This window comes from Enterococcus asini ATCC 700915 (assembly GCF_000407365.1).
GTDB classification, from domain to species: domain Bacteria; phylum Bacillota; class Bacilli; order Lactobacillales; family Enterococcaceae; genus Enterococcus_C; species Enterococcus_C asini.
In genome coordinates this window covers 1,624,292-1,638,754 of sequence record NZ_ASVU01000001.1, presented here as the reverse complement: position 1 = coordinate 1,638,754, position 14,463 = coordinate 1,624,292, and the positions used below count along the sequence as shown (strand labels likewise).

At 45.2% G+C, this 14,463-nt stretch carries 17 protein-coding genes; 2 read left to right on the top strand and 15 right to left on the bottom strand.

Annotation, left to right across the window (positions count from 1 at the left end; translation table 11 throughout):
• Positions 1-9: 9 nt before the first annotated feature.
• The 6 genes from mraY to I579_RS07960 form a co-directional block, all read right to left on the bottom strand.
• Positions 10-972, bottom strand: coding sequence for a phospho-N-acetylmuramoyl-pentapeptide-transferase (mraY, locus tag I579_RS07985; protein ID WP_010754122.1), 963 nt, complete (start codon positions 970-972; stop codon positions 10-12).
• A 28-nt stretch (positions 973-1,000) separates the two neighbouring features.
• Positions 1,001-3,196: a penicillin-binding transpeptidase domain-containing protein gene (locus I579_RS07980; RefSeq protein ID WP_010754123.1), complete on the bottom strand. Its 2,196-nt coding sequence runs from the start codon at positions 3,194-3,196 to the stop codon at positions 1,001-1,003.
• Positions 3,197-3,595 carry a cell division protein FtsL gene (gene ftsL / locus I579_RS07975; protein ID WP_010754124.1) on the bottom strand — a complete coding sequence of 133 codons (399 nt, stop codon included), beginning with the start codon at positions 3,593-3,595 and terminating at the stop codon, positions 3,197-3,199.
• A gap of 16 nt (positions 3,596-3,611) precedes the next feature.
• On the bottom strand, positions 3,612-4,568 hold the full coding sequence (gene rsmH / locus I579_RS07970; protein WP_010754125.1) for a 16S rRNA (cytosine(1402)-N(4))-methyltransferase RsmH: 957 nt from the start codon (positions 4,566-4,568) through the stop codon (positions 3,612-3,614).
• 21 nt (positions 4,569-4,589) lie between these two features.
• Positions 4,590-5,021 carry a division/cell wall cluster transcriptional repressor MraZ gene (mraZ, locus tag I579_RS07965; RefSeq protein WP_010754126.1) on the bottom strand — a complete coding sequence of 144 codons (432 nt, stop codon included), beginning with the start codon at positions 5,019-5,021 and terminating at the stop codon, positions 4,590-4,592.
• 164 nt (positions 5,022-5,185) lie between these two features.
• Positions 5,186-5,554, bottom strand: a complete 369-nt coding sequence (locus I579_RS07960) for a DUF3397 domain-containing protein (protein ID WP_010754127.1) — start codon at positions 5,552-5,554, stop codon at positions 5,186-5,188.
• Between the two features lie 185 nt (positions 5,555-5,739).
• Here I579_RS07960 and I579_RS07955 point away from each other — a divergent pair, with 185 nt between their 5' ends.
• Together I579_RS07955 and I579_RS12695 are read left to right on the top strand one after the other, a co-directional pair.
• Positions 5,740-6,696: a magnesium transporter CorA family protein gene (locus I579_RS07955; protein ID WP_010754128.1), complete on the top strand. Its 957-nt coding sequence runs from the start codon at positions 5,740-5,742 to the stop codon at positions 6,694-6,696.
• Between the two features lie 82 nt (positions 6,697-6,778).
• Complete coding sequence (locus I579_RS12695) at positions 6,779-6,892, top strand: DUF4044 domain-containing protein (protein ID WP_071860539.1); 114 nt, start codon at positions 6,779-6,781, stop codon at positions 6,890-6,892.
• A gap of 133 nt (positions 6,893-7,025) precedes the next feature.
• On the opposite strand, the gene recN is transcribed toward I579_RS12695, so the two are convergent.
• From recN to I579_RS07910, 9 genes are all read right to left on the bottom strand, one after another.
• Positions 7,026-8,714: a DNA repair protein RecN gene (gene recN / locus I579_RS07950; RefSeq protein ID WP_010754129.1), complete on the bottom strand. Its 1,689-nt coding sequence runs from the start codon at positions 8,712-8,714 to the stop codon at positions 7,026-7,028.
• A gap of 11 nt (positions 8,715-8,725) precedes the next feature.
• Positions 8,726-9,178, bottom strand: coding sequence for an arginine repressor (locus I579_RS07945; RefSeq protein ID WP_010754130.1), 453 nt, complete (start codon positions 9,176-9,178; stop codon positions 8,726-8,728).
• A 109-nt stretch (positions 9,179-9,287) separates the two neighbouring features.
• On the bottom strand, positions 9,288-10,103 hold the full coding sequence (locus I579_RS07940; RefSeq protein ID WP_010754131.1) for a TlyA family RNA methyltransferase: 816 nt from the start codon (positions 10,101-10,103) through the stop codon (positions 9,288-9,290).
• Positions 10,104-10,111: 8 nt separating this feature from the next.
• A complete protein-coding gene (locus I579_RS07935) occupies positions 10,112-10,996 on the bottom strand; it encodes a polyprenyl synthetase family protein (protein ID WP_034810444.1) in 885 nt (294 codons plus the stop codon).
• Positions 10,993-11,214, bottom strand: coding sequence for an exodeoxyribonuclease VII small subunit (locus tag I579_RS07930; protein ID WP_010754133.1), 222 nt, complete (start codon positions 11,212-11,214; stop codon positions 10,993-10,995). The genes I579_RS07935 and I579_RS07930 overlap by 4 nt, the downstream gene beginning before the upstream one ends.
• Positions 11,215-11,219: 5 nt before the next feature.
• Positions 11,220-12,575 carry an exodeoxyribonuclease VII large subunit gene (gene xseA / locus I579_RS07925; RefSeq protein ID WP_010754134.1) on the bottom strand — a complete coding sequence of 452 codons (1,356 nt, stop codon included), beginning with the start codon at positions 12,573-12,575 and terminating at the stop codon, positions 11,220-11,222.
• Between the two features lie 19 nt (positions 12,576-12,594).
• Positions 12,595-13,437: a bifunctional methylenetetrahydrofolate dehydrogenase/methenyltetrahydrofolate cyclohydrolase gene (locus tag I579_RS07920; protein ID WP_034810599.1), complete on the bottom strand. Its 843-nt coding sequence runs from the start codon at positions 13,435-13,437 to the stop codon at positions 12,595-12,597.
• Between the two features lie 161 nt (positions 13,438-13,598).
• Positions 13,599-14,042, bottom strand: coding sequence for a transcription antitermination factor NusB (nusB, locus tag I579_RS07915; protein WP_010754136.1), 444 nt, complete (start codon positions 14,040-14,042; stop codon positions 13,599-13,601).
• A complete protein-coding gene (locus tag I579_RS07910; RefSeq protein WP_010754137.1) occupies positions 14,035-14,460 on the bottom strand; it encodes an Asp23/Gls24 family envelope stress response protein in 426 nt (141 codons plus the stop codon). The genes nusB and I579_RS07910 overlap by 8 nt, the downstream gene beginning before the upstream one ends.
• Between the last annotated feature and the right edge of the window lie 3 nt (positions 14,461-14,463).

The window sequence follows — 14,463 nt, the reverse complement described above, 5'->3', positions numbered from 1 at the left end:
ATTCAGCTCCTACAAGACGATTAACAGTGTGATCACGGCAGTGGCACAAGCGATTAGCCAGAAAGTGATATCGATCTTCCACTCACTCCAGCCGCTCATTTCAAAGTGATGATGAATCGGCGACATTTTAAACAGGCGTTTTCCCGTCAGTTTAAAGGAAGTCACTTGAAGCATTACACTGGCGGTTTCACAAACATAGATCAAACCGATTAACAGTAAGGTCCACTCTTGATGAAGCAAGATGGAAATGGCCGCTAACAGTCCCCCTAAAGCTAGGGAGCCTACATCCCCCATAAAGATTTTTGCCGGTTTGTGGTTGTAAGGGAAAAAGCCCAAGAGACCACCGATCACACTTAAGCAAATCAATAATACGTCAAATTGTTGCTGATGAAAAGCGATAATGCCATAGGTGGCAAAGGAGATGATCCCCAGACCAGACATCAACCCGTCGATGCCATCAGTAAGGTTAGTAGCGTTGGAAAACCCGACTACCCAAAACAGAACAAACAAACCATAGACATAAGACAGATGTAAGTCAAAACCGAAGACATTCAGGGAATTGCTATTGCCATCCATGACGTAGACGATGTAAAAGATAACACCACCAATGATTTGGCCAATCAATTTTTGTCGGGAAGTCAGCCCTTCATTTTGCTTTTTAAAGATTTTAATAAAATCATCGGCAAAGCCTAGAGCACCGTATAGACCCATGATGAACAGCAGGATAAACAACGTTGGCGTCAATTGATTTTGCCAAGCTGCTACCCAAATACCGGTTAATAAAGTTGCCACTAGGAAGACAACGCCTCCCATGGTCGGGGTACCGGCTTTTGCATTGTGCCATTTCGGTCCTTCCTCACGAATTTCTTGACCGAATTGCTTCATCCGAAAATACCCGATAAATAGCGGCATTACGGAAAAGGTCATCGCAAAACTACTCACTACGGGGATGATCATCTTTGTCCATTCCATTTTTTCAAAACTCCTCAATAATTTACTTCTATTCTAAGGTGAAAGTCAGCGGGGTGTCGGAAAGTGCTTCGTAAGGTTTCAGACTCTGACTGACGCAGTAGCCCTCCCCTTCAAATTTCACTTCCACATTAAACAACTTGCCCAACTTCATTAAATCAGCCTTGGACCAACCGGTGACATCTGGCATATAGAACTGGTCGCCATCGGTTTTTAACAATAATTTTTCAGACGGTAACAACTGGGTACCATGAGCGGTAGACTGTTCTGCCACCTTATCCCCAGTACCGATAACCACAGGCATTAATCCAGAGCGAGCGGCGTCTGCTGCCGCAGTATCCACTTCTAACTCGCGATAGTCTGCTACCGTAATCTGCTCTTCTTCTTTGTCATCAGGAGTCGCCGCTTCGTTTTCCTTTAAGTCCATCGCTCGTTTCAACAATGGGTTTCCGATATTTCCTAGGGCTTTTTGACTCCACTCTTCCGGTTTCTTAATCGTCATGTACAAGATGTACTCAGGCTCTTCCGCCGGAATCATCTCCACGATGGAGTACAAGTAGTCGGTACCACTGGAAGAATAAGTACCTGTGCTTTCATCATAAATCTGAGCGGTACCGGTTTTGGCACTGATATTGTAGTCATCTACGGAGTAAACGCCATAAGCAGAACCGTAATTCGGACTTTGAGTGACATCCACCATGTATTCCCGCACTTTTTGCGCGGCGCTAGCAGAGACGGGATTGCCCACCACTTCACTTTGGAAGACTTTTTCTTTGTTGGTTTCAGTGTTCACAATTTTGGAAATGTATTGAGGTTGCAGCATTTTGCCGTCGTTGGCAATCGCTGTAAAGGCCCGCATCATTTGGAAATTGGTCACGTTCACCGCTTGACCAAAGGAACTCATGGCTTGGTCCACTGAATTGTCGGTCGGTAAACTACCGGCATTTTCCCCATATAGACCAGAGTAAGTGCTTTGACCAAAGCCAAATTGTTGCAAATACTGAGGCCAAACTTTCTTCATCCGTTGTTGTAAGGTTACCATCCCCACGTTGGAAGACCAAGACAGAGCTTGTCGCATGGTCAAGATACCTTTTTCCCCTAAGTCGTGGTCACGAATGGTGGTATCACCGATTTTAATCGAGCCGGAGACGAAGGTTTCATTTTCATCAAAGATTCCTTCATCAATCGCCGCAGCCGTAGTCATTAATTTCATAGTGGAACCTGGCTCGTAATGATCTTCGACTAAGAGGTTCATCCAAGTGGAGCTATCGTCCAAGCCTTCCTTGGTTTCCGGGTTAAAAGTTGGGCGCTGTGCCATGGAGAGGATTTCTCCAGTTTTCGCTTCCACCAACATGGCGGTCATGTCTTCTGGTTTGTATTCCTCAAAAGTAGCATCCATTAGAGTTTCCAAATAAGACTGCAAGCGACTGTCCAAAGTGGTGTAAATGTCCTGACCATCTTTGGCCGGAGTCTCTTCTGCCACCGTTCCTGGCAATGGATTTTGGAAATTGTCTTGTTGGTAGACGATCTTTCCATCTGTCCCTTTTAAGATATCATCGTAAGCAGCCTCTAAGCCCATTTTCCCTACTAGGCTTTCGGAGCCGTCCTTCGTATCCGTATCGGTGTACCCGATAAAGTGGGAAGAAAAGACCCCGTTTGGATAAATCCGATTAGGATGCTCATTGAAATAAAGACCAGCCAGTCCTTTTTTCTCAAAGATCTGTTCTAAGTTTTGCTTAGCTTCTAAAGTCAGATTTTTCGTCTCACTGCTAAACTCCACTTGAAAGGCTTTGTTTTTAACGCCGTTTTCTAAAACCTTTACCACGTTTTCTTTTTTCGAGCCTAACTCAGAAGCAAAGACTTCCCCAATGGTTTCGAAGTCTTTTTCCTGAGCGTAGAGTTTTTTCTTGCCGGAGACATAGGTATCACTCAAGACGATAAAGATCGAATAGGAAGTAGCATCTTCAGCGATTACTACGCCATTGCGATCGTAAATCGTGCCTCGTTTTGCTTGGACCACTTTCGATCCTTGATAGAGATCATCGGTCCATTCCTTTAACGATTCCTCCCCAATCTGTCCGCCAAACACGATATAACCCAAGCGAATGGCAAACAAAAAGAGCAATCCAAAACTCGTAGCAAAGAGAAGAATCCCTACTTTTTTGCGATTGCCCTTGGGTGTGGAATTTTTTTTGCGAAAATAATTTCTGATTCGGTTAAAACGCATTTACTTCACTGTCCTCAAATTGTCATCGTTGATTTTTAAGCCTTGCTTTTCGGCAATCTCTTTGATGCGCTCTGTCTTGGAAAGTTCGGCCTTTTCTTGCTCCAAACGGACTTTTTCTTCCGCTTTTTGGCCAGATTCGGCTTCGATTTGAGAAATCTCGTGTTCCAATTGACTGATATCCGTGCGCACGTAAATCGTTAAAACAGCAAGAGCAATCATCGCTACTACGAGTAAGCTACCAATCAGTTTTTCTAAACGACTAACTCGCTTTAAGCGCCTAGCAGGTGAAGCGGGAATGCGAACAATGTCCGGACGCTTCGGTGGCGTTTCAAAGGGCAGGTCCTGTTTTGGGTCTGCTTCGTAGTGATAGTCATACTCTTGAATCTTTACTTCTGCCATGTGACGACGCTCCCTCTCACTGCTCTTTTACCTTTTCCGCTACTCGCAACTTGGCACTGCGAGAACGGTTGTTTTCCTCAAGCTCCCCTTCACTGGCGACCAGGGGCTTGCGGTTGATTACTTTCAATATTGGTTGATACTCCTCAGGGACCACAGGCAAGCCCGGTGGTAAATCTTGAGGGGTACTGTATTCTTTAAAAATTGTTTTGACGATGCGGTCTTCCAAGGAATGGAAGGTAATCACACTAATGCGTCCGCCAACAGCCAAAAGCTCAATGGCCTCGACTAAGGAATCTTCCACCGCACCTAGTTCATCGTTCACCGCAATCCGCACGGCTTGAAAAATCCGTTTGGCCGGGTGCCCCCCCTTACGTCTTGCCGGAGCAGGAATGGCTTCTTTGATGATTTCCACCAATTCCCCGGTAGTTTCAATGGGGCGATTTTTCCGATGTTCTTCAATTTTCCGAGCGATTTGCTTAGAAAACTTCTCTTCTCCATAACGGAAGAAGATTTTGACTAATTGGTGGTACTCATAGTCATTAATCACATCGTAAGCGGAAAAATCCGCACTTTGATCCATGCGCATATCCAAAGGGGCGTCTTGGTGGTAGCTAAAGCCCCGTTCGGCTTCGTCTAATTGAGGAGAGGAAACTCCTAAATCATACATGATACCATCGACTTTGGTGACCCCATACGCGCTTAAAGCTTCCTTTAAATAGCGAAAGTTGCTTTTAACGAACGTCACTTGTCCAGATTCCACATATTTTGCCAGACGAACTTTGGCATGGTCGATGGCCTTTTGATCTTGATCAAAGGCATACAGATGACCATCCGCATCCAACTGGCTGAGGAGGTATTCGCTGTGTCCGCCGCCGCCTAAAGTACAGTCCACATAAACGCCTGAAGGTTTTACATTCAGCCCTGCCACTGTTTCTTTTAGCATCACGGTATAGTGTTGAAAATCCTCGCTCATTGCTATGTGCCTCTTTCTAGTTTACAAACCAAAATCTATCATGGATTCAGCAATCGCATCGAAGTTTGCTTCAGCTTCGACAGCAAACGATTGCCATTTTTCTTCGTCCCAAATTTCTATGCGATTGGCTACGCCGGTGATCACACAGTTTTTGGTCAAGTTTGCGTGGGTACGCAAGGTCTGGGGAATATTGATTCGGCCCTGTTTGTCGATTTCGCACTCGGTCGCCGCAGAGTAAAAGTAACGCACGAAAGTTCGCGCATCCTTTTTTGCCAAGGGCATCTCATTGAGCTTTTCCTCGAGCTTCTCCCACTCGGATAAGGGATAACCAAACAAACAGCCGTCTAAGCCTCGGGTCACGACGAACTTCTCGCCTAGTTGTTCCCGCAGTTTAGATGGCACAATCAGACGGCCTTTGGCATCTATCGTATGTTGAAATTCACCCATAAACATCGACAAATAACCTCCCGTCTCCACCAGATATACACAGTCTACCACAATCCCCCACTTTCTACCACTTTTTCTATAAATGACAAGGGGAACTTGTTTGACTTTTTTTAACCATCTGGGAAATCGGGACTGTTGCAGGCTTTTAAAAGACTTTTTAAAGCCTTTTCCTACAGATAAAGGACAATATCCATAATAATCAGCAGTCCATACGTTAACATGGTGAACAAAAACGTTAAGCGCCAAAACATCTTAAAGAAACGCTTGTAAGTAATCTCACCATAATAGTAGGCTTGGAAAACCACCAAAAGGATGCCTAAAAACAGGATAGATATGATCAAATAAGGTAAAATGGACAGTGAGAAGGCAGCTTGAGAGAGCTGATGCATCCCAAACCACAAAAAAGGAACAGCCACGTCCGGCCCTTTCAGTTGGAACTTTTTGTTCAGGGATAAGGCCGAGACCAAAAAGACACTGGCAAAAAGGACGATGATGGGAAATACATACCAAAGGAGCAAAATGGGTGAAAATGTTGTCATGGTTGGTTCCTTTCCAACGAAAGCGCTAGGCATCGTTTTCAAACTAGATTTACTATACTGCATTATCATTACACCATTGTTTCAGTTCTTTTAAAAGTTTATACCGTTCGAAGCTTGATTTAAAGAGTTTTTTTGCGACTCTCACGTTTTTCTTAAGGAGTAAAAATACACGAAGGAGGAAAATCATGATTGATTATTATGCCTTAGACGGCAATTACTTGCGAAAAGCCCCCCATGACGGGGAAGAAGTCACGTGGATTCACTTGGAAAACCCCACCCCGCAGGAGATTGAAGCCGCCTCTGCTACCTACCACTTGCCCACGGATTATTTGACCGCTGTCTTGGACGATGTGGAAACTGCCCGGATGGAAGGTGGCCAAAGCCAGCCGACCAAACGCCCATTGCTTTTGGTCTTAGAATTTCCCTTTGTCACCACTAGCGCCAGTGGGTATTTGCAGTACAATACCTATCCTTTGTCCTTGATTCTTTTGCCGGATAAAAAGCTGATCACCGTGGCCAAGCACCAGCCCCCCTTTTTCGAAAAGGTCCTGACCACACCGATTAAGGAAAATGATCTGATCCCTCGGGTTAATATCTTTTTGACCCTCTTATGGGAGTTGACCTATAGTTACAACCGGCATTTAGAAGAAATCGACCAACAAGTCAACCGGCTGGAATCCCAGATCAAAGTTGCCACGGAAAACCAAAGTCTCTATCAAGTAATGGATATCCAAAAGAGCTTGGTCTTTTTCGAGGAGTCCACCACTGCCAATCACGAAGTTCTAAAAGAACTCTATGATGCGGATCATCTTAACAAACTGCACAGTTACCGCAATCACCTGCACGATATTCTCGTGGAAACCGGTCAGTCCATGACCACTTCCCGGATTTATCTAAAGTTGGTCAGCCAGATGACCGACACGTTTTCCGCCATTGTTTCGAACAACTTGAACAATATCATGAAAATCTTGACCTCTTTAACCATCGTCTTGACGATTCCCACGATTATCGGGGGGCTTTACGGGATGAATGTAAAGATTCCCTTGGCAGATCAAGATGGCGCCTTTTTATTAATTACGCTAGGAATTTTAGTCTTGTGTCTCATAACGGTGCATTATTTAAGAAAAAAGAATCTTTTGTGATTTTTTCAGCCGGGTGCTTGCAGGATTCTATGAATGCGGGTACACTGATACTTGCAATCACGGACAAAGGATGGATGGCTCAATGAACGAAAAGAAAAGTAGCACGTTTTCAAAAATCACGAAGATCGTCATTTGGATGATGCTCATCTTAACAATCGGTAGTGTAGTCTTAACCGCCGTCATGAGCATTATGTAATCAGGGAAATTTTTTTCCTCTCAAACATTAAAGCAACCGACTAATTGTCAGGAAAGGCTCGCTTGCAACACTTGACAGTCAGGCGGCGACAAAGAAAAAGGCTGTTTTGCATCTTACGCAAAACAGCCTTTTTTTATGCTTTTGGTAAATGTCCGGCCATGCTCAAAAGCTCTTTAGCATGTTCAATGGTCAATGGCGTGACTTCTGCACCGGAGAGCATCCGGGCGATTTCGTTCACCCGTTTTTCCGGGGTCAAAGGTTGCACCTTGGTATGCGTCCGGCCTTTGTCCACTTCTTTTTCGATTTCGTATTGATAATCGGCCACCGCTGCCACTTGGGGCAAATGGGTGATACAAAGGACTTGGGAATTTTTCGCAATTTGGGCGATTTTTTCAGCAATCGCTTGGGCCACTCGACCACTGACCCCCGTATCCACTTCATCAAAGATAATACTGGTAATCCCTTGGTTTTGGGAGAAGGTCGTCTTTAGCGCCAGTAAAATCCGGGACAGCTCGCCTCCAGAAGCAACTTTGACCAAGGGCCGTAATGGTTCTCCCGGATTAGCGGAAAGGTAAAAAGCGACTTCGTCAAAGCCGTTTTCCGTCAAATGACGACTTTTTTGGAAGGAAACGGCAAACTGAGTATTTTCCATATAGAGTTCTTTTAATTCTTTTAAGATGACTTGTTCTAAGGAATGGGCCAGCTTTTTGCGTTTTTTGTGCAACTGTTCCGCTTGTTGGACAAGGTGTTGTTCTTGTTTATCCAGCTCTTGTTGCAACTGTTCCAATTGATTGTCAGAATTCGTATAATCTGCTAGCTCTGCGGAAATCTTCTCGTAATAGCGCAAAATCTTCTCGATGGAATCGCCGTATTTGCGCTTCAATTGACGAATGAGTTCCAAACGCTGGGTAACAGTCTCCAAGCGTTCTTCGTCCAATTCTAAAAAGTCCAACTGGCGGGAAATCCCTCCACTGGCATCTTGCAATAAGTAATAGGCACTTTGAAGATTTTCCAAAATATCCCCGTATTCCCCATCTAAGTATGCGACTTCTTCCAATAACCCAATCACCGCCCCCACTTGATCCACAGGCGTATTGTCGCTTTCCCCTAAGATCTGGTGGCTTTGCCCTAAAGAGTCCACGATTTTTTGGTAATTAGCTAACTTCGAACGCTCTTCTTCTAAGGTCTGCTCTTCTTCTGGTACCAGTTGAGCTTGGGCGATTTCTTCTTGTTGAAACCGCAACATATCCAAGCGCTGCACAAAAGACTGCTCGTTGGTTTGAATCTTATGGACCCGCTTTTCCAATTCACGAAAAGCGACATAATCTTGGCGGTACTGGTCTAATAATTTTTGGAACGAGGTATCCCCAAAGGCATCGATTAACGACAAGTGCTGTTCTTCTTGCAAAAGCTCCTGATGCTCATTTTGCCCTTGAATGTCCACCAAAAAATTACCGATGCGGCGCAGATTGGCTAGGTTCATACTACGACCGTTGACCCGGCAGATGTTTTTACCACTGAGCAAAATATCCCGTTGCAAAATCAAAGGATCTCCTGGCTCACTTTCTACCCCTAACTCATCTAAAAGCAGGCGCAGTTCCGGTTGCTCTGGCAAATCAAAGATGCCCTCCAACCGACAGCGTTCTGCTCCTTGACGAATGTAGTCCACAGAACCTCGAGAACCTGCCAAAAGGCCCATGGCATCGATGATAATCGATTTCCCCGCCCCGGTTTCCCCGGTTAAAGCGGTCATCCCCTGGTGAAAATTCAAATGTAGGCTTGCGATAATCGCAAAATTTTCAATGGTTAATTCCAGTAACATTTCACCCCTCCTTAAAATGCTTGATAGGGCTGAAACGTAGCGGCTAACTCTTGGGCGCCGGCTTCCGTTTTGGCGATCATCAAAATCGAATCATCGTCATTTAAAATGGCGAAAAGTTGTTCTTTGTAGCGACGATCTAATAGATTGCCAATGGCCGCGGCGTTTCCGGGTAAGGTCTTCAAAATGACAAACTTATCCATTACATCCACGGAGACAAAGGCATCCTTTAGCAATTTCGTCAATTTAGCGCTGACATCTTCACTGGTTTCAGCGGGTAAGCTGTAGCGATAGCCACCATCAAAGGGGACTTTGATTAATTTTAGTTCTTTGATATCCCGAGAAATGGTCGCTTGAGTCACCATGATCCCCCGTTGCCGCAACAAGTCCACAAAGTCCTCTTGCTTTTGGATATTCTTTTCATTCAATAAACGGGTAATCAAGCGATGACGCTCTTTTTTTCTCATGTCCATTACTCCTATTCAATAACTATTCACGAACTACCTTATCATAACTTATTTTTATTCACAAAGAAAGCCACCAGACAATCTGATGGCTTTAGAAAACAATAAAATTTTAAGTCAGTGAATCATGGGCTTTTTTCACCGTCTCGTGAATATCCACTCCTGATGCCAAGGTCCCGGTTTCCTCCGCTTTTTGCATCAATAAGAGAAACTCGATGTTTCCTTCGCCTCCGGTAATTGGCGAAAAGCTCAAATCTTTCACATCAAATCCCGTTGCCAAAGCAAACGCCGTGATGTCTTCTAAGACCTTCTCATGGGTTGTCGCCTCGCGCACGATACCGTGTTTGCCTACTAGCTCTTTTCCCGCTTCAAACTGGGGTTTCACAAGAGCCATGGCAAAGCCCCCCGGAACCAAAATTTCATGTAAAGGAGGTAAAATCAACTTCAATGAAATAAAGGAAACATCCATGGTCGCCACCTCTGGCAAGCCTTCTGTGAAATCACTTGGTTTGCTGTAACGGAAATTTTGGCGCTCCATTACGACAACTCGAGGATCTTGTCGCAATTTCCAGGCCAATTGATTGTAACCCACGTCTAAGGCATAGCTCATCTTTGCCCCGTTTTGCAAGGCTACGTCCGTAAAGCCTCCAGTGGAAGCCCCAATATCCAATAAAATCTTGTCTTGCACAGTGAAATCAAACTCTTTCAACGCCTTGGCCAGTTTCAGCCCCCCACGGGAAACGTAAGGCATCACTTCCCCTTTGACCCGCAATGCCGTATCTGCTGGGATTTTTTCTCCCGGTTTATCCAGACGCAAATTGTTCTTTTCCATCACTACCAAGCCAGCCATTACGCCCCGCTTGGCTTTTTCTCGTGTTTCAAACAGCCCTTGTTGCACTGCTAAAACATCTACACGTTCTTTTTTCATGGTTTTCCTCACATTTCAAACTTAGCTAAAAGCTCTTGTAACAGCTCTGGTGCAAAGTTGTATTCCTCTGCCAAAATCGCAAGTTGCGCTTTGGCTCCGGTCAGCTCCCGGTCTAATGCGGCTTTAGCCCCGGTCACACCTAAAAGTGCAGGATAGGTATTCTTGCCGGCCTCAGCATCCTGGCCCGCGGTTTTGCCCAGCTCTTCGGTTGTTGCTAAAACATCCAACAGGTCGTCGCGAATTTGGAAAGCTAGTCCCACATGGTGGGAGAAGACTTCTAAAGTAGTAAGAACCGCCGGCGTTTGGCAAGCCAAAATCCCCCCTGCCACTAAAGCAAAGGTCAATAGGTCCCCGGTTTTCCGTTGGTGAATCCCTGCTAAAGCCGCCAAATCCAACTGTTGGCCCTCTCCTTTAATGTCCGCCACTTGGCCGGCCACCATGCCTTTAGCACCGGCTTTTTCTGCCAAAAGTTGGAGCAATAAGAGTTTTTCTTCGCCGTTTAATTGCGCCCGGCTTAAAAGGTGAAAGGCTTCTGTCAAAAGGCCATCTCCGGCTAAAATCGCCAAACCTTCGCCATAAACCACGTGATTCGTGGGTTTGCCCCGACGCAAATCATCGTCATCCATGGCCGGTAGATCGTCATGAATCAAAGAATACGTATGGATCATTTCTAGCGCGGCGGCAGTTTGATACACACCGGTAGTCAATTCATGATGAAACCCCGCCACCACCGCCAAAAGAAACAATGGACGAATGCGTTTGCCCCCGGCCTTCACCGAGTAGCTCATAGCTTCCAGAAGTTCCTTTTCGCTCGTTTGCTCCGTCAAAAAATGTAAGAGTTCGGCTTCCACCAAAGGCAAATGCTCTGCTTGAAACGCGGCCAGTGACATCATGCACCCGCCTCTTCAAAAGGAACTTCTTGATTGTTTTCATCCATCATCTTCGTTAATGTCTGCTCCGCTTTCGTCAAAGTTTCTTGGCATTGTTTGCTTAAGGCCATTCCCTTTTGAAAAGCTTCTAGTGCGTCCTCTAACGGTACGTCTCCTTTTTCCAAGCGGGTCACGATTTGTTCTAATTCTTGCAATGATTCTTCAAAAGTTGGTTCTGTCATTTTGTTCACTCCTGATTTTCTGGAATAAGCCCTTGGGCGGAAAACTCGGTCACTTGGGCACGAACTTGCCCATCTGCAAAATGAATGGTTAATTCATCTCCCAGTGCGACTTGTTCTCGGCTCTTAAGTACTTGCTCGTCCTTTGTGGTAAAGGTATAGCCGCGGCTCATGATTTTTAAAGGACTCAGCAAGTCCAGCGATTGTACCGTATTGGCAAATGCCGTCTGCTTATTTTCCAACAGCCGTTGAGTAGCTTGCCGCAGTTGCTTCGTCAAATAGGTGGTATCCTGTTGAGCCCGATGAACATTTGCCAAAGGACTCGCTTGTTGCAAGCGACTGGCCCATTTTTGCTGATACCGCTCCGCTTCATACAAACGCTGTTGGCTTGCTTGTAGCAAACGTTGGGTCAATTGATCCAATTTTAACGACTGGGCTTCATACAGACGGTTGGGATCACGAAAGACATAGGACGCCAAAGCACGTTGGTAACGTTCATTTTTCCGTTGCAATTGTAGGGAAAAAGCTTGCTCTAAGCGAGTATCTTGCTGTTTTAGTCGCAAAAGTTCTTCAGATAAAACCGGCACGGCCAGTTCGGCAGCAGCAGTAGGCGTCGCTGCCCGAACATCCGCCACCAAATCTGCAATGGTTGTATCGGTTTCATGACCTACAGAAGAAATCACAGGAATCTTCATGGCAAATAACGCTCGGGCGACACTTTCCTCATTGAAGGGCCACAGATCCTCAATGGAGCCGCCCCCTCGACCGAGGATTACCGTGTCAAAATCCCCTTGGGCTTGCACGCGGTCTAAATTGCGAATAATATCCGGGGCCGCTTTATCCCCTTGAACTACTGTAGGAAATAAAACCAGTTGGGCAATCGGATACCGTCGGCGCACCGTGGTAATGATATCACGAATCACCGCGCCACTAGGACTAGTGATTACCGCGATTTTCTTTGGATACCGAGGCAAAGGTTTTTTCGGCGCAGAAAAGAGGCCTTCTTTAGCCAGCTTTTCCTTCAATTGCTCATAAGCTTGATAAAGAGCCCCTACCCCGTCTGGTTGCATTTGCTCCACGTAAATTTGATAATTTCCGCTGGCTTCAAAGAGGGAAATGCGCCCTACTACTAAGACTTTCATGCCTTCTTCCGGGCGGAATTTCACTTTGCTAAAAGCACTTTTGAACATTACCGCCGAAATCTTGGCTCCGTCATCTTTCAAGCTAAAGTACTGATGATTTGGCCGCAAGCGGAAATTAGAGATCTCACCCGTTAGAAAGACTCGCTCCAAATAAGGATCCGCATCGAATTTTCGCTTTAAATACTTGGTCAAGGCGGTTACGCTCAAATATTCTTGCGTCAAAAAAGTTCACCTGATTTCTTTATTCTTGTGTTGCACTACTGATGGTTTGGTACATCAGCATGGTGATAGTCATAGGCCCTACGCCACCTGGGACTGGAGTAATGTAGCTAGCTAAAGGGCTGACCTCGTCGAATTTCACATCCCCGATTAACTTGCCATTTTCATCTCGGTTCATGCCCACGTCGATTACCACGGCCCCTTCTTTCACAAATTCCTTGGTCACAAAATTACCTTGGCCAATTGCCACCACTAAAATATCTGCTTGGCGGCAAATTTCTGGCAAGTTCTTCGTTTTCGAATGGGTCACAGTCACCGTGGCATTTTGTCCTAATAACAAATGTGCCATAGGTTTGCCCACGATATTACTCCGGCCAATAACCACCGCATTTTTTCCGGTTAAATCAATCTCATAATACTCAAACATCTTCATGATTCCGTAAGGCGTACAAGGAATCTTGGTTGGCTTGCCGACAAAAAGCGCTCCTAAATTCAAGGGATGAAACCCATCCACATCTTTTTTCGGATCAATCGCCAAGAGCACTTTGTTTTCATCGATTTGTTTTGGTAAAGGCAATTGTACCAAAATACCGTGGAAAGCAGGATCTTCATTGTAACGCTGAATTTCGGCTAAAAGTTCTGCTTCCGTAATCGTATCCGGGTAGCGTTCCACCTTGGAATGAATGCCGATTTTAGCAGCCACCCGATCTTTGTTACGCACATAGACTTGACTGGCGGTATCTTCGCCCACTAATAGTACGACCAAACCCGGAGTAATTCCCCGTTCTTTCAATTGTGCAACTTCTTCTTTCATCTGTTCTTGCATCAGATTTGCCAGTTGTTTGCCATCGATTAATTTTGCCACCAAAAACACCCTTTCCTTCCACCAAACGGTAGTTTTCATTTTTACTTATTCTAGCACAGGGGGCTCTTTTACGAAACTCTCCCAACTGGACTGGGAAAAAGAAAGCGAGCTTCCTTCGTCTTTTGGCGCAAAAAAAGAACCCGGATAGCCGGGCTCATTTTTTACGCTTCTTGTTCTTGGTTGATTTTTGACAACAAACCGTTGATGAATTTCCGAGACTGATCATCGCTAAAGGTTTTTGCTAGTTCAATCGCTTCGTTCATCGCTACTTTGTTAGGCACGCTTTCTTCAAAGAGCATTTCGTACAAGGCAATGCGCAAAATAGCCAAGTCCATCTTGGACAGACGACTTAAGCTCCAGCCTTTTTTTAAATGGCTTTGGATCAATTCGTCCAGTTGGCCTTTGTGCAAGCATACCCCTGCTACCAAACGGTCTAAGTACTCGGGCACAAAATTTTCTTGTTCTTCATCCAGCATGTCTTGGTGTTCTAATTCGATGGCATGACGGATGGCGTCTTGTTTAGACAAGTCCGCATTAAAATCCAAAGGAAATAGTGCCTGCAAGGCCATCTGCCGCATCATATGGCGGGAAATCTCTTTACTCATGTTCTTCCTCATCTTCTCCAAATAATTCATCTAAGTCTGGGGTTGCCAATTTTTCTGGTACGACAGCCACCACGTGGACGTTGACTTCGGTCAAAGCCACATCGGTCATGAACAAGACTTGTTCTTTCACTCGTTCTTGAATGCTCATGGCCACTTTTGGTACGGAAACGCCATATTTAATATAGCAATACAAGTCTGCCTTCACGCCGGCTTCATCAATGGTTAGATAAACCCCTTTGCCGTGAGCGGAACGACCTAATAATTCAGTTACATTGTTAGCAAATGTCCCTTGCATTTCATAAACTCCATCAACTTTTGATGCAGCAATACCGATAATCACTTCAATGACTTCCGGTGCAATGACGATTTCCCCTAATTCATGATTGGTTTCCAATACCAGATTTTTTTCATCTGCCACTAG